This window comes from Streptosporangium sp. CA-115845, from assembly GCF_050943795.1.
In the GTDB taxonomy this organism is placed as follows: Bacteria; Actinomycetota; Actinomycetes; order Streptosporangiales; family Streptosporangiaceae; genus Streptosporangium.
This window is the reverse complement of record NZ_CP191988.1, coordinates 191,415-209,535: the sequence shown is the minus strand read 5'-3', so window position 1 is coordinate 209,535 and position 18,121 is coordinate 191,415. Positions and strand designations below refer to the sequence as shown.

The following is an 18,121-nucleotide window of genomic DNA, read 5'->3' as shown; positions in this document are numbered from 1 at the left end:
TGTCCAGTGGGTCGGGGCTGAGACATCCGATGGGCGGGGTGCGTCACGTCGGTCCGGAGTGACCGCCGACACGATCGGCGGGTTGTGGGCACGGGCCGGCACCGCCAAGGCCTGGATTGGTGGGTGTCGGTCGGCAACGGCCGGTGCAGGGCCAGGTCGGTGCGCAAGATGTTGGCCAAGACGATCGCGTCCTGGCTGTCGGACTTCTTGCGCGAGACCGCGTGTCGCTCCCGGTAGCGGGAGGAGCTGAGCGGGTTGACCGCAAACACCGGGCGGCCCGAGGCGCGCAGGCACGCCACCAGCAGGCCGCGGGAGGTTCGATCGCGACCGGGATCATGTCGTCCGCCTTGTCGCCGGTCTGGGTGAGCAGGTCCAGCAGTAGGAACGAAGTCCCGGACCGTCGATCGGCCCCCAACCACCACACGCCATCAGCCACTTACCGGCGATCGTGACACAGAACCGTATGACTGACATCTTGCTTACAAAGACGCATGCCGATCTTGCTCCACCTGCGAAAATACAGCTCAGCAGCCTGATCGCCCTCCTTGCGACCCTCCACTGCTCCCCCTTGTCTCCCATCTCATCGGGCACGTAACGGGCACGGCACCAACAACCCTTATCCGGCATCCCGCCTTGATTGAGCATGCTCTACCTAGTACCTTGCATTGCATGGAACCAGGCAACACCGAGAAAGCGATGAGTCAACTGCGGCGCGGTGTCCTGGAGTACTGCGTGCTGGCCTTACTTCGAGGCGGCAGCCGCTACGGCGTCGAGCTGCTCCGCGAACTTGGAGAGGTGGACACCATGGTCACCAGCGAGGGGACCATCTATCCACTGCTATCCAGGTTGCGCCGAGAAGGTCTCGTCGAGACCACCTGGCAGGAGTCGACCAGCGGCCCGCCGCGCAAGTACTACGAACTCACGCCGTCCGGTGCGCGGGCGCTCGAGGAGTTCACCGCGGAATGGTCCAGGTTCCACGCCGCTGTCCTGCATTTCCTCTCCAAGAACGAGTCCGGGAACGAGGCACCCTGAGCCATGACCGAAGATCTGCGGTTTGACGCGATGGCCGAGGAATACCTGTCCGAGATCGAAAGGGCTGCCGCCGCCCTCCCCGTGAACCGCCGAGCCGAGTTGCTCGCCGACGTCCGTTCACACATCCTGGTCGCCCAGGCCGAGGCCGCCTCCGGCTCGCCTGACGGCATCGAGGATCCCGCCGTCATGAGCCGGATCCTCAGCAAGCTAGGCGACCCTGAGGCCATCGTCGCGGCGGCTGTCGCCGACCTTCCCTCGGAAACCCCGGCGAACTCCACTGCTCGAACCGATTTCAGGTTGCTGGTGAAGACCGTCGTCATCCTGCTGGTCATCGGCGGCCTCCTCGGAATCGGATGGTTCGTCGTACATATCCTGTTCTGGGCCGGTGAGCCAGGGTGAGGAACGAGCCCTGGATCTTCGACCGCCGCTGACCACGACGTACCTCGGGCCTCCCGTGGCGATCGTCGTGCTGCCTCTGGGCGGCGGCGCGACCAGAGGCCGGCGCAGGCCGCGGTGGATGCCTGGGTGGCCGAATACAACCTCCCAATGGTCAGGAGGTCGGTGTGGGTGTCTGGCCGGGCTGCTGGTCGTGGTTCTGGCGCTCTCCCTTGTCGTGCCACTCGTCTTTCCTGCCGTGCCGGCCCTGGCCGTCGCGCGGGGTCACGTCGTGGATCTTGACCGCGGTGGCCGTGCCTCCGTCCACCTTCGCCATGACCACGACTCTCTGCCCGGTCTTCAGCGCGTCGGCGCCCTCGCCACCGCGGTTGATCCGGGTGTCACTGTTGATCACGTACTCCTTGGTGTAGCCGTCCTCGCTCTTGACCGTGATCGAGTCCTGGCTGACGGTCGTGACGTCGCCGTACTGAGCGGCGACGGTCACGTACCTGCCCGCACGGTCGGGCACGACGAACTCACCGTGGATGGGGTGGCCGCCGAAGCCCATCCTGTGGCCCTGGCCCGGCGCCTTGTCGGAAGGCTTCTCCGACGGAGCCGCCGACGGCGTGGCGGTGTCCGTGACCATGGGCGTCGAGGTCGACGAGGGCGAGAACGCGGCTGCGCCGGCACCCGGGACCACGACGAGGGCGGTGGCGGCGGCGAGCATCAAGAAGCGAAGGGCGCGGCGCTGGGACGGCTCGTTCGCCAGTGTTTCCGCGGTGCTGAATCCATCCTGCTCAGGGGCCATCTTCCTGCCTCCCGATAGTTGGGCGATGACACCACAATGCGACACTCAACCTAAAACTGCCGCAAATGCGGCTTATATCCTGATATATACCTTTTGAGGCAAGATATCGCAGTCGAACAGATCGCCGAAGAGTCCGACATCGTGCCGCGGACCTTCTTCAACCACCTCTACAGCGAGGAAGAAGTCGTGACGGCCTCCACCGCACGGACATACAACCCCGCCCGGCGCCTCACCTCGGAGGTCGTCGCCGCCTACACCGAGCTCGGTGTAGGCGGGCTCATCGTGGTCCCGCCGATCGGGCTCTCGCTCACCGAGTTGGAGGACTTCGTACAGACCAACGCACCGAGCGCAAGCAGCAGCAACCCGGCCGAGGCCCATGCGGCCCAGTCGCCCAAGGCGATGTAGAAGGTGGCCGAGCCCTCCCGAGGCAGGGTGGCCGTGACCGTGGTCATGCCCGTTCTGTCGCTGTAGCGCTCGGTCACGATCCGGCCGCGGTTGTCGCTGACCGTCAGCCATCCCTCGCGTGCGGCACGGGCCACCGCCAGGCCGTTCTCCACGCCGCGCACCACCGCCATGCGGCTGTGCAGCCACGCGTCCTCGTTGAAGTCCCAGGCGGGCGCGAGCAGGGCGGCAAGGCCGGCCTTGCCGTACTCCCTGACCAGGTCAGGGAAGTCGAGGTCCTTGCAGATGATGAGGCCGAGCCGATTGCCGTCAAGGAAGGCCAAGCTGGTGCCGGGCCGGAACTTGCGCTCCACCCCGGGGATCATGTGGTGCTTGTCGTAGCGCACGCCGGAGGGGTAACTCACCGCGCTGTTGGTCTCCATGGCGATCCCCACGACCACCTCCACGCCCGGGCGGGCGAACGGCAGGTCGGCGGTCTTGAAAACCTTCTCGGGCAGCACCACGATCTCCGCACCGCGGGCCACCGCGATGTCAATGGCCTCGCCGTACCGGCGGACAAGATCCTCGGAGTTGTCCGTCGCGATCAGCGCAACCTTTCGTCCTCCGGTGTCGGCGGGCGTCGCGAGCCGTACGAAACCATGGCCGAGCGTGAGCGCGACCAGCATGCCCGAGACCACCGCCGCGCGTGGCCGCAGGACCGCGATCGAGGCGGGCACGAACAGCAGGAGGAAGGTGACGCCCCAGACCCCGGTGACCGAGGCGGTCTGCAGCACGGGCAGGAAGTCGGCCTGTGTGTACGCCAGGCTCCACCAGGCCCCGTGCGGTCCGGCGAGGCTCATGACGTACTCAGTGGTGACCCAGACGGCCGGTACGGCTGCCGCCGCCAGGAGCGGCCTGCCGCGCACGAGCAGGGTACGGAAGAGCAGCACGCCCAGGCCGTAGCAGAGCGCGGGGCCGGCGATGAGGGCTGCGGCCAGTGCGGGCGGCATCTCGAGGGGCCGGGTGAAGTACGGCCACATCTGCGCCTGGCCGGCGAGCCAGACGAGCGTCCCGGCGGCGAAAGCCGTACCCCTGCCTGCCCGGCGAGCCAGGAACAGGACGGGCAGCGGCGCGAGCCAGGTGAGCCACCAGATGGGGTGGAGACCGGTGCCGAAGTGCATCAGGACGGCGGAGGCGAGGGTGAGGAGGATGCGTTCCATGCCGACGATCGTGCTTTTCCCCACCCTGTCGGCGCGTCAGTGGCGGGTGCGATCTCCGTTGTCACTCTCACCGGCGACCACCAGCCCGGACTCGTAGGCCAGCACCACGGCCTGGACCCGGTCCCGCAGGTCCAGCTTGGTGAGCATGCGGCTGACGTGCGTCTTGACCGTGTGCTCGGTGATCACGAGCGCGGCGGCGATCTCCGCGTTCGACAGGCCGCGCGCGACCAGCTTCAGCGTCTCGCGCTCGCGTTCGGTCAGTGCGTCCAGCCTGGCCGCCAGCCGGGGGGCGACGCCATGGGCGGGCCTGCGCACCAGGCCCTCGAGCAGTCTCCTGGTCGCCGCCGGGGCGAGCAGGGCCTCACCCGAGGCGACGGTACGCACGGCGTGGGCGAGCTCATCGCGCCGAATGTCTTTCAGCAGGAAACCGCTCGCTCCCGCCCGGACCGCGTCGTAGACGTACTCATCGAGGTCGAACATGGTCAGCACGAGCACCTTGGCGGCGGTGGTGGCGCAGATCTCCCTGGTCGCCTCGATGCCGTTCTTGCCCGGCATGCGCACGTCCATGAGGACCACGTCCGGCTGGAGCCGCCTGGCCTCGGCGATCGCCTCCTCGCCGTCGGCTGCCTCGCCGACCACCTCCATGTCCGGCTGCGCGTCCAGGATCAGCCCGAACCCCGCGCGGAAGAGATCTTGGTCGTCGGCGATGAGCACTCGTAACATGCGGGCTATTCAAGCGGAAATTCCGCTTTCACTAAGAACCCCCCGTTTCGTCCCGCCCCGGCCCCGAGCGTCCCACCGCATGCCACCGCCCGTTCCCGCATCCCGGCCAGCCCGTATCCGCCGCCCTCACCCGGCCCCCGCCCGTCGTCGGCGATCTCCACCGTCAGGCTCTCCCGCCAGGTCAGAGTGAGGCGTACGGCACGCGTACCGGCGTGCTTGCGCACGTTGGTCAGCGCCTCCTGAACGATGCGGTAGACGGCGGCCTCAACGCTTGCGGCGACCGGGCGCGGGGTACCGACGGTCGTGCTCACCACATCGAGGCCGCTGCGCTCAAGCAGCGCGGGGAGGTTGGCCAGACGGGGCTGAAACAGCGACTCGCCCAGGCGCTCGCCGGCATGGCCCCACGCCGGTCCGCCACCTTCGCCCTGGGTCCGCAGTGCGGCGAGCACCCCCCGAAGCTCGGCCAGCGCGCCCCTTCCCGTGCCGGCGATCGCATCGAAAACCGCCTCGGCCTGGTCTGGGTCGCTGTGCACCACCACCGGCCCGGCTTCGGCCTGAACCACCATCAGCCCAACGGAATGGGTGATGATGTCATGCATGTCGCGCGCGATCCGGGTGCGCTCCTCGGCCGCCGCCGCGATGTGCTCCTGCTCCCGCCGCCGCGCCCGCTCGGCCAGCTCGGCAGCTCGCGAGCGGCTCGCCCTGACACTGGTGCCCAGCGCGTAGGCGGCCACGAAGGCAGTCCCCACCAGCCGGAAGGTCTCGTCGTTCTCCCCCGGCAGCACCAGCGAGGAACCCACAGCCGCCACGATCACCGGAATCGCCGCCAGTCTCTTCCACGTGGGGCTCAGGTCGGCGATCGTGTAGACGGCCAGCAGCGGCCCAAAGGGCAGAAACGGCTTCTCCCACATCACCATCACCGACATCGCCGCCCCAACCACCACCGCTACCACCATCGGCGCCCACCTACGCCACCACACCGGCACAGACGCCAACAGCCCCAGCCCGATGATCCACCACGGTTTGGGATCGGGGAGTAGAAGCGGCCCAACCGTAGCCAGGACCACGCCCACCGCAAGCGCCCCGTCAACCGCTCTACCAACCCGGCCCGCCGCAAACATCTGCCCATTATTAGGATTTATCAACCCATTGCCGTCACTCTCTAGAGTGATCATTCCTGGCCATGCCAGCCCACTACGCGCTGAACGCGCCGAGCTACCGGCCTTCAGTCCCACGGTTCTCGGATCTTGGCCGTTCAGAGTAGTTCAACCTGGGCTAACGGGCGCGGGCGGTCTATCCGGAACGGCATGGGCGACGCTGGATTGCAACTGGAACTGCGACTGGGGAGCGGACACGAGCCTCGCGGGCACCTGATCTTGGATGCTCGATACCCGCACCGAGGGAACCGTCCCAGCACGCAGGCGCGGAAGAAACTCTTGTTTTCGCAGCTGGACCGCTCCTCGCGTGTCCCACCCTGTCCCACGGACGGTGTGCGCGACCTCGCCGCGGTGGTCGGATGAGTCCTGTCACCACGTACTGACGAAGGAACAGACACAGTCGGCGAGTTCCCCGGCCAACCCGATGAGAAAAGGTAGTGACAGGACATGAACCAGCACGCCAGCAAGAACCTCCGCGGCGTTAAGGGCATCGAGCAGCAGCCCAAGGGGCGCGGAACGAGGTTCACGCTCAACGGCGTACTTTGGTCACTTCAAGCGTTGTGGGGCTTGTTCTTTGCCGGCAGCGGTTTCGGCAAAGTGCTTTTGTACGACGAAGCTCTGTATGCGGCAGCACCCCGGGCCGTGGCTTGGTACGCCGCGGTGCCGCAGTCCCTGATCGTCTTCATCGGGGTCCTTGAGGTACTTGGCGGCGTCGGCCTGATCCTGCCGGCGATGATGGGAGTCAAACCGAAGCTGGTGCCGCTCGCCGCCGTTGGCCTGACGCTGACGATGATCCTCGCGGCCGGTTTTCATATCATGCGCGGCGAATACGAATTGGTGCCTGCGAATCTCTTGCTGGGAGGCGTCGCGGCGTTCATCGCGGTCGGACGATGGAGGCTGAGGCCCATCGCACCCGCGATCATCACCACCTCACGCGTACTCAAGTCGTTCGCGTTCCTGGTCGCACTGGCCCTGCTGGTATTCGCTCCGACGTGGTACACGATGACCAACGTCCAATTTTGAGCACCTGCGCTGGTAGGTCGAGGGCGCCGGGCGCGGATCCCCGCACCGCACGGCCGGCGCCGCGGCCCGCCGCTCCGGGCGGCCGATGCCCTTTCTAAACGGCATTGGGAGCGCGACTGGTCCCCTTGGAACGACATGGCACGGCACCGTATTGCAACCAGAGCTGCAACTAGGTGAGACCCGCGAGTCGTCGCCGCCACACCTGTGGCCCGAACGTGACGCCATGCCTCTCTCCATGAAGGATGCCGTATCCGATCATGTCGTCCTATGACGTTCACACACCTGCGGCCGCTGCTCCGCGTCTTCGCCATCCTTGTGATTCTGGGCAGCCTGACCGGGTGTCTTTCGGCTGGCGACCAGGGTGAAGCTCCGGCCTCCGATCCACCGGAGGCCAGACCAGGCGTCGTTCTTGCCTCGCCATCGATCTCTCCCCGCAGTGCGGCACTGAAAAGTCCCCTCTACCGCACGCCTCCCATCGCCAAAATCAAATGCAAGCTGCCCCTGCTTGAGGAGGACAGCTGGGGCTCGATGCGACGCTACATGCAGGCGGTGAGTGGCTGTCTCGACCGTGTGTGGGCTCGGCAGTTCGCCAAGATGCACGCGTCTTACACGCCGCCCAAGCGCAAGTATCTGGCGAAGCGGATCAAGACCACCGCCTGCGATGGGCTCACCCCCCCGAAGGGGGCATACGGCGTTTACTGTCCGTCCAACAAAACCTATTACGTGCTGGCCGACCGTAGTTCGTGGGCTTCTTATCATGCGTTCTGGGCCGCGCATCTCGTCGCCCATGAGCACAGCCACTACATTCAAGACCTGGTGAGCATCCTGAACTACCATGCGGAGCTCGACACCAAGGCCAGGAACCAGCAGGACCGACTTCTGGCCGAAAACAGGCTCGAAGATCAGGCTGGGTGTTTCGCGGCGGCTGCGCTACAGGCGATGCGCGATACGTTGCCCTCCTGGTCCGAGTTCATATCGATGTACAGGAGCGAGAAGGACCTCAAACTCTACGGGGTGTGGCTCGACCGTGGGCACAATGGCGGCCGACTCGGCTCCTGCAATACCTGGACAGCTCCCATGAAGAAGATCGGCTAGCCAGGTGAACCCTCTTACCGATCGCCCTGCCACGCACCGAGAATCTCGATACCAATCTCCCGGCCATCCTCATCGAGATCCATGTTCACCATCGCGCCGTCCATCGTGACCGTCCTGGCCACCCCACCCGGAGCGATGGGACCTCGCAGGTAGACGTACGCGGCCCCCACCCCGGGATCGTACGTCCACGTGCCGTGGTGCTCTTCCAGACTCATGATGTTCTCCCGGTCCTGACAACAGAAAGCCCCTGAACAAGAAATCCTTGTTCAGGGGTCATCGGGCACAGAGCCGACGAGGGGAATCGAATCCCTGACCTTCTGTTTACAAGGTCCCCAAATGATCTTCGCGAGCGTTCGCATGTGTTCGTCACCTCGCCGGATGGCACTCTCGTCGTCCATCCCTGTTCGCTGCCGTTCATGATCGTCCGCTCGGGTGGCTCCCACTGGATCGACTGTCGATTGCACTACGATCAGCCCGCCACCTGCACTGATGGCTACCACTCGCCGAGGGGCTTCGCGTCCCATGAGAACCGGATCGCGGGCTTGGTCTGGAGCACAACCGACTCCTTGCAGTCCTCCCGGAACCACAACTTCAGTCCTTCGTAGCCGGACCGCTCGCGCTCAACGGACAGCCTCCCGAGATGCCGCAGCTTGAGATACGCGACCTCCTCCCCGTCCGCGTAGATGCTGATAGACGCGTCACCCGCTGTGGGGTGGATAGAGAAGAGGACCGATATCGCGCCTCGGGTGAGCTTGAATGACTGAAGGCCGAGTGGCCAGGGAACGTCCTCGTCCTCGCCTTGCGGCTCGTCCTCGAAGAGCCAGATCAAATCTGCGAGCTCAGGGATCTCCATGGCGGGAACATACTTGAGCACGCTCACTTACAGCAGCAGCCCTCACGCGCGCAGGCCGCCCCTGCTCGATCCTGACCTTTCAGCCGCCGTCACCATCGAGCAGTGAGGTGATCTCAGCAAGATCAACTCGGGCATTTCGCTCTTGATGCCGCCAGAAGAGCGTTGGTAGCCCTGAACCAGGAGTGGAGCTTTCGGTAGAAGAGGTCGCACCACAAGCCGTCTTCAGTCCAGAAAGCCCCAGTGAGGTGGGCTGTCGGCGAGGTGCCCATGGCTTGGGTCCTAGGACTGCAACTACAGCACCTATAGAGATCAAAAAGGCCCTCTCCCTGAGTCTCGGGAGAGGGCCTCTGAACTGCGGAGGCTCGGGGATTTGAACCCCGGATGGGCGGTAAACCCAAACCGCATTAGCAGCTCGGGGCACCACCGTTCAGGACAGTCCCATCTGGACCAATACCTCTCAGCGGTCCTCCTGGAACGGACTGGTACGGCGATGAACTGCACCCCGGACAGACTTGCTCACCGAGCATGAGACATGAAAGACCCCCGTGGGGGACCTGTGAAGGCTCTGCCTCTCGAATCAAGATCCTACGGATTAAAAGATCGCCCCCCAGGCCGTTCCGGGCAGTTCAATGCAGGTCAGCAGACGTGGGCGGTCCACCCTGAAAGGCTCTGAACGCCCCTGTATCTCAACCCGAAGTGCAACCCGGCATCTGGTAGGCGAGAGCCGAGGATTGTGCTCCGACGGGCGGAAGGAATGATGACGTCAAGGGCCGTTGGATGTTCATCGATGGTGGGTGAAATCTCGCTTGCTGGGATCTGCAAGGCAGGAGACACTGAGCCTTTTCCATCACGCCGAAGCCACAGCTCAGGCGGGATGGAAAAGGCTCACTCTGCGGACGCCCTGGCCACCACATCAACGCGAGACAGCCGGGCACGACCCTTAAGAGATTCGATCCGGTATTCAAAATGCGCCCGAGATATCCCCAAATATTCAGGATGAGGGGGCGGTGAACGACGCCCGCTCATGCCGCATGCCGAGGGCGCACGGGAGGGGTCCAAGCCCTCAATCCAGAACCCGGCGGCATCTCGGCTACCGCGAGGACGGTTTCGTCGATCTTCCCGCCTCCGCGGGGTCCGCGCAGGGAGGCCGGAACGTAGATTGACCCATATTTTCATAGCCAAAATGAACCATGTGGCAGGTCTTTTCGGGCCCTAGATTCGGTGATGCCGCCACGGAGAAACGTTCCGGTGGCATCACCGAACATCGGAGAGATCATGAACTTTGCCACCGCTGACCAGCCCGTTCTCGTCCGGTCCGCCGAGGCCGAGGCCCTGCGGGACGGCGCGAGCAGCCTGATCACCCTGCTCGCGGACTCCGGGGACACCGGCGGTGCGCTGACCGCCAACAAGGCGACGTTCCGGAAGGGATCGCCGGGTGCGCCCGCGCACTTCCACACCCGGGCCACGGAGATGTTCTACGTCCTGAGCGGTTCGATGCGGATCCTGCTGGACGACACGATCGTGACCCTCGGCCAGGGCGACTTCCTCACCGTTCCGCCGACCGTCCCGCACGCGTTCGCCCCGTCGGCGGGGTCCGAGGCCGAGATGCTCGTCGTCTTCACGCCCGGGATGGACCGGTTCGACTACTACCGGCTGCTCGAGCGCGTCTACCGCGGCGAAGCCTCCGTCCAGGAGATCCGCGACAGCTCCGAGCACTTCGACAACCACTACTTCGACAGCCCCGTCTGGCAGCGGGAACTCGCCCAGCGCTGAAACCCCTCCACGAAGAAGGACTCCATCATGACCGCTCTGACCACCCCCGGCATCGCGGCCCGTCCGCGGCTGGGCCTCACCCTGGCACTGCTGGCGTTCGCGCAGCTGATCATCTCGATCGACTACAACATCGTGTATGTGGCGCTGCCCGAGATCGGCTCGGGTCTCGGCTTCTCCGCCCAGAGCCTGCAGTGGGTGATCAGCGCCTACGCGGTGGCTTTCGGCGGCTTCCTCCTGCTCGGCGGACGGGCGAGCGACCTGTTCGGACCACGCCGGATGTTCGCGTCGGGGCTCTGGCTGTACGCCGTGGCATCCCTGCTCGGCGGCCTTGCCACCGGGCCGGGCCTGCTCATCACCGCCCGTGCCGTCCAGGGCGTCGGAGGGGCGCTGCTGTTTCCCGCGACGCTGACGCTGGTGTCGACCTGCTTCCCCGAGGGACCCGAGCGCAACCGGGCGTTCGCTGTCTGGGGCACCGCGGGCGGCAGCGGCATGATCCTCGGCTCGCTGCTCGGCGGCATGCTGACCCAGGCGTTCGGCTGGGCCTCGGTCTTCTTCGTGAACGTTCCGCTGGCGGTGATCGCAGCCGTGCTGGCCCTCCCGCTCATCGCACCCGACGCCACCCGCATGACGGGCCGGTCGTTCGATCTGGCGGGCGCCCTGACCTCCACCGCCGGCATCACCGCGATCGTCTTCGCTCTCGTCCAGGGACCGGAGTCCGGTTGGACCTCGCGGGACGTCCTGGGCGCGGCGTTCATCGGCGCCCTGCTGCTGACGGCGTTCACCGTCGTCGAACGCCGCAGCGCCGACCCGCTACTGCCGCACCGCCTGCTGCGCGACCGCGACCTGACGACCGGCACCATGATTACGTTTCTGTACATGGGGACGTTCGGGACCCTGTTGTACTTCCTGACGGTCTACTTCCAAAGCGTCCACGGCTACGGTGCAATGCGCACCGGCCTCGCCTTTCTCATCCCGATGCTCGCCATCGCCGCGGGTTCCCAGACAGCAGGCCGCCTCGCCACCCGCCACGGCCTGCGCCTGGTCCTTCTCGGCTCCCTCACCGTCGGCGGCGCGGGCGCCGCGATCGTCGCCGTCGCTCTCTCTCCGGCCGCCTCCTATCCGGCGCTCGTCCCCGGACTCGTCCTGCTGGGGCTCGGCCAAGGCGCGGGCTACACCCTGATGTTCGGCGCCGCCACCCGGAGCGTCGCTCCTACCGACCAGGGCATCGCCTCCGGGGTCGCCTCCACCGCCCAGCAGGTCGGTGGCGCCATGGGCCTGGCTCTCCTCGTCGCCGTCGCCAACTCGGGCCTTCCCGCCGCCCCCTCCCCCGGCGCCATCACCGACGGCCTCCAGGCCGCCATCGCCATCGCCGTCGCGGGCATCGCCCTCACCGCCCTCGTAGCTCTCCGTCTCCGCAGACCTCGCTGAGAGCTCGGTCACGGCCCCGTCCCCGGACGGGGCCTTCGCCGTCCGCATGGGCGAGATCCGGCGGGTCAGGGGGCAGGTGGAAGGATCTCGCAGAGGGCGGCGAGGGCGGCGGCGTAGGCGTGGTCGGACGGGGCCGCGTAGCCGACGACGAGGCCCTCGAGGTGGGCGGGGGTGTCGGGGTGACGGAAGCCGGCCAAGCCGTCCAGGGATACGCCACGCCAAGCGGCGGCCTTCAAGGTAGAGGCCTCGGTGCCGTGCGGCAGGCGCAGGACGGCGTGCAGGCCCGCGGCGATGCCAGCCGCCTCTATGTGCGGAGCCTGGTCGGCGAGGGCCTCCACCAGACGGTTGCGGCGTTCGCGGTAACGCTGGCGCATGTGGCGGATGTGCCGGTCATAGGCGCCGGAGACGATCAGGTCGGCGAACGTGAGCTGGTCCACGATGCTGGTCCAGCGTTCGCGCTGGCCCTTCACCGCCAGGACCGGGTCGACCAAGCGTTCGGGGAGCACCATCCAGCCGAGCCGGAGGGCGGGCGAGATGCTCTTGCTCGTCGAGCCGACGTACAGGACGTGCTCGGGATCGAGCGCCTGGACCGCGCCCACCGGTTCCCGGTCGTACCGGAACTCGCCGTCGTAGTCGTCCTCGATCACGACGCCGCCGCGCTCGCGTGCCCAGTCGACGGCGGCGTTGCGGCGTGTCGGGGTGAGCGGACCACCGATGGGGAACTGGTGGGCGGGGGTGAGCAGCACCGAGCGGACGCCCCGTTGCCCGGCCAGATCCTCGGTTCTGGTGCCGTGGTCGTCCAAGCCGAGCGGCACCGTCCGGACCCCGTCGGCGGCCAGCAGGAAACGGTGGAACGCCAGCCCATATGCTTCGACGGCCAGCGTGCCGCGCAGCACGCCGCCACCGAACAGCAGGCGTAGCGCGTCGGCGAAACCGGCGCAGATCACGATGCGTTCCGGGACGGCCCGCACCCCACGGACACGGGCCAGATAGTCGACGAGCGCGGTGCGCAGCTCGATCCGCCCCTGGGGATCACCCGGCCCGAACGCGTCGTTCGACGCGGCCGCGAGAGCGCGGCGGGTCGAGGCAGACCAGGCGTTCCGGGGGAACGACGACGCGTCCGGCTGACCCTGCGACAGGTTGTGCACCGGGGCAGCGGACACAGCCCGCGGCTTCTTCGGCACCCGCGCCGTCTTCGCGGGAGCTGCGCGTTCGGCGACCCGGGTTCCCGAGCCCTGCCGCGCGGTCAGCCAGCCCTCGGCGACCAGTTCGGCGTAGGTGTCGGCGACCGTATTCCGGGCGATCCCGAGGTCGGCCGCGAGCGACCGATAAGGAGGCAGCCGCATCCCCGGGGCGAGCCGCCCGTCCTGGATCGCCGCCCGCAGCGCCCGCCCGAGAGCAGCTCTCCGCGATCCGGTCCCAGCCAGCTCAAGATGCAGGTCAGAACCGATGCGCTCCGCAGAATTGACCCAAGATTCCGACAGTGGAATGCACCTCCTGAGCGGTCTATTAACTCCCTAGATTAGTGCGCATGACGAACACCGCACCCCGCCTCAACTTCGCCGCCACCGCCCCGAAGGCGTTCAAATCCCTGCTCGGCTTCGACGCCGCCGCCCGCGACGGCCTCGACCCCGCCCTGGTCGAGCTGATCCAGATCCGCTCCTCCCAGCTCAACGGCTGCGCCTACTGCCTGCACATGCACGTCACCGACGCCCGCAAGGCCGGTGAGGACGACCTTCGCCTCCACATGATCGGCGTCTGGCGCGAGGCGAAGCACTTCTTCTCCCCCAGGGAACAGGCCGCGCTGTCCCTGACCGAAGCGGTCACCCTGATCGCCGACGCCGGCGTCCCCAACGAGGTCTACGCCGAAGCCGCCGCCCAGTTCGAAGAGGCCGAGCTGGCCCACGTGCTCGCCGTCATCTTCACCATCAACACCTGGAACCGCGTCGCCATCACCACCGCCAAGATCGCCGGAACGGACGAGCGCCGATGATGATCGCGGGCGCAGATCATCGTGTTCAGCTGGCAAGGGCTGCGTATCAGCGCCGTCGCCGCCAAACTCGGCTGTCACATGCAGACCGTGCGCGAGCGGATCGAGCGGTTCAACGCCGAGGGCCTGGCCGGACTCGCCGACCGGCCCGGGGCGGGGCGCAAGCCGCGGATCACCGAGGCTGAACGCGGACAGATCATCGCTCTGGCGCGCTCGACCCCGCCGGGACGGCTAGCCCGCGACGAGGCCGGCGACCTGAGCGCAGACGACGAGAGCGGCCCCGCGCAGTGGACGCTGGACAGCCTGACCGCCGCCGCCCGCACTCAAGGCATCCTTGTCGCCCGCAGCCAGGTCTGCCGGATCCTGCTGAAAGAGAAGGTCCGATGGCGCCACACCCGCTCCTGGACCACGTCGACCGATCCGGACTTCGCCCCAAAAGGGCCGAGGTCATCGGCCTCTACACCCAGCCGCCCCCAGGCACCACGGTCATCTGCGCCGACGAACTGGGGCCGGTGACCTCCGGGACGCCCGGCTTCATGACGCCCGGCACACGGCCGGGACGCTCCTTGTGGAACAGGGTGTGCACATCCGCGTCGTGCAGGAGATCCTCGGCCACGCGCGAGTGACCACGACTGAGCGTTACACCCACGTGGCCGGCCCGAACTGCAGCCCTGACAGGATTCGAAGATCAAGAAGGCCCTCTCCCCGAGATCGGGAGAGGGCCTCTGAAGTGCGGAGGCTCGGGGATTTGAACCCCGGATGGGCGGTAAACCCAAACCGCATTAGCAGCTCGGGGCGCCATCGTTCAGGACGGTCCCACCTGGACCAACGCCCGTCGTCGGTCTTCCTGGAACGAGCTGACACGGCGATGAACTGCAACCCAAACTGCAACCCCGTACAGGGTCTTCGCCTGCCTTCGGTCGCCGCGTCCTCCGGCACTTACATGTGCGGATGTCACTCAGCCGGCTGGCGTTGCCTTTCCCCGATCTTCCGCACCAACCACACAACGAAGGCCACGAATCCCAGCAGGACCAGTAGAAAGAGCGAGCCGATGAGTGTTATGGATCGGCTGCCCAGCACGTTCGCCAGCCACGGCAGGTCGAACAGCGCGGATATTCCGAAGATCACACCAAACCCGATCAATCCTAAGATCATCGTGAAGGCGAACCCTTTAGCTGCTTCCCGCAGGCGGCCCATCCGGTACCTTTCGTCGTTTAACCCGATTCTGTCTGGTAACCGGCAGGGGCGCATGGCAGCCGGTAAGCAGGTTCGTGGTCAGAACCGAACGGAAGTAGCAACCCACGAGGTCAGCAGGGCGCTGGTGGTCAGCGAACCGCTGAAGTACAGCACGTGCTGTGCGGCTCGAACTCCTGACATCCTGCTTGCAAATCGGTCTGATCTTGGGCCGTACGGGCTCTGAGCTGGGCGGCGGACTCCCCACGAGTGACCGTGACTGACCGCCGTTGACCGCCCTTAATGGCCCGCTAATGGCCCGACGATCAGCCCCGTGAGCTGGTCTTCCCCGCGCGGCGCGCACACCCCGCCCGCCTGATCATCCCGTCTGCCGTCGATCCGCCCGAAGGGGAAGCGGGGCGGGGCCACGGGGCCAAGGTGGAGCGCCCCACCGGACGAACGACCTTGGCCCCGTGGCCCCGGTCTGCTCGGCTTGCCCCGGGTCGATGGCAGACGGGATGATCAGGCTTCCACCTCAGCCACCTATGGACTCCAGGCTCGGCGCGGCGATCATCCCGGAGCCGGAGCGCCCCCGCCGGAGGCTCTCAGCCTTGTTATGGACCCCGCCCTGTTGTGTCCGGCCAAGTGCGGCCACACAAGGTTCACGGTCTGCCCGGCTGACGCAGCAGGATGGCTTTAGCCAGGTCGGTGGGTGTTCCGGTGCTGGTGTCTACCGTCATGTCATACGGGACGCCATGGCCGTGGACCGTCTGAAGATGCCCGCGTGCCAAACCGGGTGGGTTACGGCGCCCTATTTCTCGTTGCTCGGCGATTTCCAGAGGGCACATCACGCCCACGAGTAGGACATCGAGACCTGCCAGGGCTTTCATCCATATGGGCAGCAGGTCTGGGGTCAGCAGCATTTCGTCGATGACGACGTTGTCGCCGCCATGTGCGAAGGATGCCGCAGCAGTGCAGGCCGAATGGAGCATGCGGCGGCCGACCGGGCCATAGCGGATGACCACCTGAGGGTGACCACCCTCGTCCTGGGTGGTGCGGTCGTACCAGAAGCCAGATCGGCTGAGCGGGCCGTCGCGTCCTCCGCCCCAGTTCGGGGGGACGAGGCTGAACAGGGTGTCGATTCCCCAGTAGACGAAGGGGGTGTCGCTCTCGTCTTGGATGGCCTGGGCCAGAGTGGTTTTGCCGGCGCTCGATGTCCCGTTGAGGAAGATGACGCAGCCTCCGGGTCCGACGTGTGACATGCCAGCCACTGTATTGCGGCTGATCTAATAGGGTGCAGTGTGCTTGCGCGGCCCGAGTGGCGGGTGCACGCGAGAACGGCCCCCAGGCCGCACGCGCAGCGTGCGGCCCGCAAGCTCGGGCCGCGCGGCGGCGCGGAGCGCCGCCCTTGATAACCCATGAGAACAATTCGGCAGTGCCTCAGGTCGTGATCGGCTGGTGTGCCGCTGCTCAGGACTTCGTGAAGAGATTCAGCACGTCGCCGAAGCTGCTGGCAAGGCTGTCGAGCAGGGTCTTGCCTTTTTCGGCAGTCGCTAGAGACGGGCGGCCGATGACTCCGCTGTCCGTGTAAGCCTGCATGCCCTTCGTTAGAAGATGGCGGCGGTCGTCGGCGGTCCAGTCGGCGGAGTGGTAGCCGGGGCGGATCACTTCGGGGCAGGCGTGGAGTAGGAGGGAGGTCTCCAGTTCTCCGGCGTGCATGTCCTCGTGCATGGTGCTGGTGAGCTGGGCGGCGGTTCGGGCTTCGTGCCAGTCTTCGCGGGAGGGGAACAGCGCCATGTGGCGGCCTTCGGTGTTGCCTTCTTGGACGACGTTGCTCAGGACGTAGTTGCCGCCGTGGCCGTTGATGACGACCAGGGCTGTGGGGCCGGAGCGGGTGACGGAGTCGTAGACGTCGGTGACGATCGCGTGCAGGGTCCGCGCGGAGATGCTGACGGTTCCCGGCCAGGCGCTGTGCTCGTGCGAGCAGGAGATCGTCACCGGCGGAAGCAGCAGGACGGGGTAGGCGTCGGCAATCTGGCGGGCTATCAGGGTCGCAACGATGGTGTCGGTACTGAGAGGGAGATAGTCACCGTGCTGTTCGAAGCTCCCGACAGGAAGGATCGCAACCTGGGCGTTGCGCTGTCGCTCCTCGGTGGTGGTCGCGGTGGGCAGCAAGGGGGTCACCGGTCTCCTTGTGGCTGGGATGCTGGCAGGGAGAAGGACTCCGAGAGGGTGTCGACCCTGGTGAGCAAGTCTGCCACGTACGGATCTGCCGACCATCGGGTCAGGTGAGCGCGTAGCGCTGTGAGCTGGCCGGCGACCCGGCTGGATCGAAGGGCCTGCATGCGAGACAGAGCGTCTTCGGTCTACCCGGACGGCCAAAGCGGCGACTACCTCGACCCCGCCACAGGTGAACTGCTGCCCACCTGGGACGAGGCGCTCGACCGGCTCGACCAGGACGACGAGGCCGAACCGCTGCACGTGGTCCGCTTCGGCCCCCAGGTCGATGTTCAGGGCATCGTCGCCGGATCGCCGGACGCGCACAAGCGCATCGGCTACCTCACCAAGTACCTGACCAAGAACCTCGGCGACCCCCTCGACCCCGACGACCAAGACAACCAGGCCCGTCGTGACCACGCCGTGCGGATGGTCGAGGCACTGCGCTACGAACCCTGCTCACCGACGTGCCCGAACTGGCTCCGCTACGGCATCCAGCCCAAGGGCGCCAAGGCGGGCATGCTGCCGGGCCGGTGCAAAGGCAAAGCCCACAAGGCCGAACACCTCGGCTACGCGGGCCGCCGCGTCCTGGTCTCCCGCAAGTGGTCCAACAAGACCCTGCGCGAACACAAGCAGGACCGGCGGGCCTGGGTGCTCGACATGCTCGGCCTGCCCGACGACACCGTCACCGACCCGCACCGCTACGTCTGGCGGCCGGTCTCCTCCAAAGATCCCAACCGCACCCCACTGGCCAAACGGCTGCTGCGCGAGGTCGCCAACCGCCAGCGCACCCGCGCCCGGTTGATCGAACTTCAAGCCAGAGCAGACGGACGACCAATCGAAGATCTTTCGACAATCGGAGAGGCGGCCTGA

Annotated in this window: 19 protein-coding genes and 1 pseudogene; 9 read left to right on the top strand and 11 right to left on the bottom strand. The window is 66.6% G+C overall.

All coding sequences use genetic code 11. The features are described 5' to 3' along the window. Nucleotides 1-72 precede the first annotated feature (72 nt). Nucleotides 73-379 (bottom strand): annotated as a pseudogene (locus tag ACQP0P_RS02905) (IS110 family transposase); the annotation flags it as partial. 290 nt (nucleotides 380-669) lie between these two features. Here ACQP0P_RS02905 and ACQP0P_RS02900 point away from each other — a divergent pair. Together ACQP0P_RS02900 and ACQP0P_RS02895 are read left to right on the top strand one after the other, a co-directional pair. Continuing rightward, on the top strand, nucleotides 670-1,032 hold the full coding sequence (locus ACQP0P_RS02900) for a PadR family transcriptional regulator (protein WP_433370535.1): 363 nt from the start codon (nucleotides 670-672) through the stop codon (nucleotides 1,030-1,032). 3 nt (nucleotides 1,033-1,035) lie between these two features. Beyond that, nucleotides 1,036-1,431 (top strand): HAAS signaling domain-containing protein, encoded by a 396-nt coding sequence (locus ACQP0P_RS02895; protein WP_433370532.1) that lies wholly within the window; start codon nucleotides 1,036-1,038, stop codon nucleotides 1,429-1,431. A 151-nt stretch (nucleotides 1,432-1,582) separates the two neighbouring features. Here ACQP0P_RS02895 and ACQP0P_RS02890 read toward each other — a convergent pair whose 3' ends face one another. The 4 genes from ACQP0P_RS02890 to ACQP0P_RS02875 all read right to left on the bottom strand — a co-directional run bounded on the left by ACQP0P_RS02890 (nucleotide 1,583) and on the right by ACQP0P_RS02875 (nucleotide 5,660). Further along, nucleotides 1,583-2,215: a hypothetical protein gene (locus tag ACQP0P_RS02890; protein ID WP_433370529.1), complete on the bottom strand. Its 633-nt coding sequence runs from the start codon at nucleotides 2,213-2,215 to the stop codon at nucleotides 1,583-1,585. Between the two features lie 251 nt (nucleotides 2,216-2,466). Then, nucleotides 2,467-3,816 (bottom strand): nitrilase-related carbon-nitrogen hydrolase, encoded by a 1,350-nt coding sequence (locus tag ACQP0P_RS02885; protein ID WP_433370526.1) that lies wholly within the window; start codon nucleotides 3,814-3,816, stop codon nucleotides 2,467-2,469. Between the two features lie 36 nt (nucleotides 3,817-3,852). Then, complete coding sequence (locus ACQP0P_RS02880; RefSeq protein WP_433370523.1) at nucleotides 3,853-4,539, bottom strand: response regulator; 687 nt, start codon at nucleotides 4,537-4,539, stop codon at nucleotides 3,853-3,855. A 5-nt stretch (nucleotides 4,540-4,544) separates the two neighbouring features. After that, nucleotides 4,545-5,660, bottom strand: a complete 1,116-nt coding sequence (locus ACQP0P_RS02875; RefSeq protein ID WP_433370520.1) for a sensor histidine kinase — start codon at nucleotides 5,658-5,660, stop codon at nucleotides 4,545-4,547. Nucleotides 5,661-6,143: 483 nt separating this feature from the next. Here ACQP0P_RS02875 and ACQP0P_RS02870 point away from each other — a divergent pair, with 483 nt between their 5' ends. Further along, nucleotides 6,144-6,719 (top strand): DoxX family protein, encoded by a 576-nt coding sequence (locus tag ACQP0P_RS02870; protein ID WP_433370517.1) that lies wholly within the window; start codon nucleotides 6,144-6,146, stop codon nucleotides 6,717-6,719. Nucleotides 6,720-6,986: 267 nt separating this feature from the next. After that, on the top strand, nucleotides 6,987-7,814 hold the full coding sequence (locus tag ACQP0P_RS02865) for a neutral zinc metallopeptidase (RefSeq protein ID WP_433370514.1): 828 nt from the start codon (nucleotides 6,987-6,989) through the stop codon (nucleotides 7,812-7,814). 14 nt (nucleotides 7,815-7,828) lie between these two features. On the opposite strand, the gene ACQP0P_RS02860 is transcribed toward ACQP0P_RS02865, so the two are convergent. Both ACQP0P_RS02860 and ACQP0P_RS02855 read right to left on the bottom strand, forming a co-directional pair. Further along, complete coding sequence (locus ACQP0P_RS02860) at nucleotides 7,829-8,029, bottom strand: DUF2283 domain-containing protein (RefSeq protein ID WP_433370511.1); 201 nt, start codon at nucleotides 8,027-8,029, stop codon at nucleotides 7,829-7,831. Between the two features lie 278 nt (nucleotides 8,030-8,307). Beyond that, nucleotides 8,308-8,694 (bottom strand): hypothetical protein, encoded by a 387-nt coding sequence (locus ACQP0P_RS02855; protein WP_433370508.1) that lies wholly within the window; start codon nucleotides 8,692-8,694, stop codon nucleotides 8,308-8,310. A 1,248-nt stretch (nucleotides 8,695-9,942) separates the two neighbouring features. Between ACQP0P_RS02855 and ACQP0P_RS02850 the strand changes: the two genes are divergently transcribed. Beyond that, complete coding sequence (locus ACQP0P_RS02850; protein ID WP_433370505.1) at nucleotides 9,943-10,440, top strand: cupin domain-containing protein; 498 nt, start codon at nucleotides 9,943-9,945, stop codon at nucleotides 10,438-10,440. Between the two features lie 27 nt (nucleotides 10,441-10,467). Continuing rightward, complete coding sequence (locus ACQP0P_RS02845; RefSeq protein ID WP_433370502.1) at nucleotides 10,468-11,868, top strand: MFS transporter; 1,401 nt, start codon at nucleotides 10,468-10,470, stop codon at nucleotides 11,866-11,868. A gap of 65 nt (nucleotides 11,869-11,933) precedes the next feature. On the opposite strand, the gene ACQP0P_RS02840 is transcribed toward ACQP0P_RS02845, so the two are convergent. Next, nucleotides 11,934-13,214 (bottom strand): PLP-dependent aminotransferase family protein, encoded by a 1,281-nt coding sequence (locus tag ACQP0P_RS02840; RefSeq protein ID WP_433370499.1) that lies wholly within the window; start codon nucleotides 13,212-13,214, stop codon nucleotides 11,934-11,936. A 185-nt stretch (nucleotides 13,215-13,399) separates the two neighbouring features. Between ACQP0P_RS02840 and ACQP0P_RS02835 the strand changes: the two genes are divergently transcribed. Both ACQP0P_RS02835 and ACQP0P_RS02830 read left to right on the top strand, forming a co-directional pair. Continuing rightward, nucleotides 13,400-13,861, top strand: coding sequence for a carboxymuconolactone decarboxylase family protein (locus ACQP0P_RS02835; RefSeq protein ID WP_433370496.1), 462 nt, complete (start codon nucleotides 13,400-13,402; stop codon nucleotides 13,859-13,861). Nucleotides 13,862-13,882: 21 nt separating this feature from the next. Beyond that, nucleotides 13,883-14,374 carry a helix-turn-helix domain-containing protein gene (locus ACQP0P_RS02830; protein WP_433370493.1) on the top strand — a complete coding sequence of 164 codons (492 nt, stop codon included), beginning with the start codon at nucleotides 13,883-13,885 and terminating at the stop codon, nucleotides 14,372-14,374. A gap of 438 nt (nucleotides 14,375-14,812) precedes the next feature. Here ACQP0P_RS02830 and ACQP0P_RS02825 read toward each other — a convergent pair whose 3' ends face one another. The 3 genes from ACQP0P_RS02825 to ACQP0P_RS02815 all read right to left on the bottom strand — a co-directional run bounded on the left by ACQP0P_RS02825 (nucleotide 14,813) and on the right by ACQP0P_RS02815 (nucleotide 17,215). Continuing rightward, nucleotides 14,813-15,055 (bottom strand): hypothetical protein, encoded by a 243-nt coding sequence (locus ACQP0P_RS02825; RefSeq protein WP_433382544.1) that lies wholly within the window; start codon nucleotides 15,053-15,055, stop codon nucleotides 14,813-14,815. Between the two features lie 638 nt (nucleotides 15,056-15,693). Continuing rightward, nucleotides 15,694-16,293: a chloramphenicol phosphotransferase CPT family protein gene (locus ACQP0P_RS02820; RefSeq protein WP_433370490.1), complete on the bottom strand. Its 600-nt coding sequence runs from the start codon at nucleotides 16,291-16,293 to the stop codon at nucleotides 15,694-15,696. A 208-nt stretch (nucleotides 16,294-16,501) separates the two neighbouring features. Continuing rightward, a complete protein-coding gene (locus ACQP0P_RS02815; RefSeq protein WP_433370487.1) occupies nucleotides 16,502-17,215 on the bottom strand; it encodes a creatininase family protein in 714 nt (237 codons plus the stop codon). A 159-nt stretch (nucleotides 17,216-17,374) separates the two neighbouring features. Here ACQP0P_RS02815 and ACQP0P_RS02810 point away from each other — a divergent pair, with 159 nt between their 5' ends. Further along, nucleotides 17,375-18,121, top strand: a complete 747-nt coding sequence (locus tag ACQP0P_RS02810; protein WP_433370484.1) for a replication initiator — start codon at nucleotides 17,375-17,377, stop codon at nucleotides 18,119-18,121.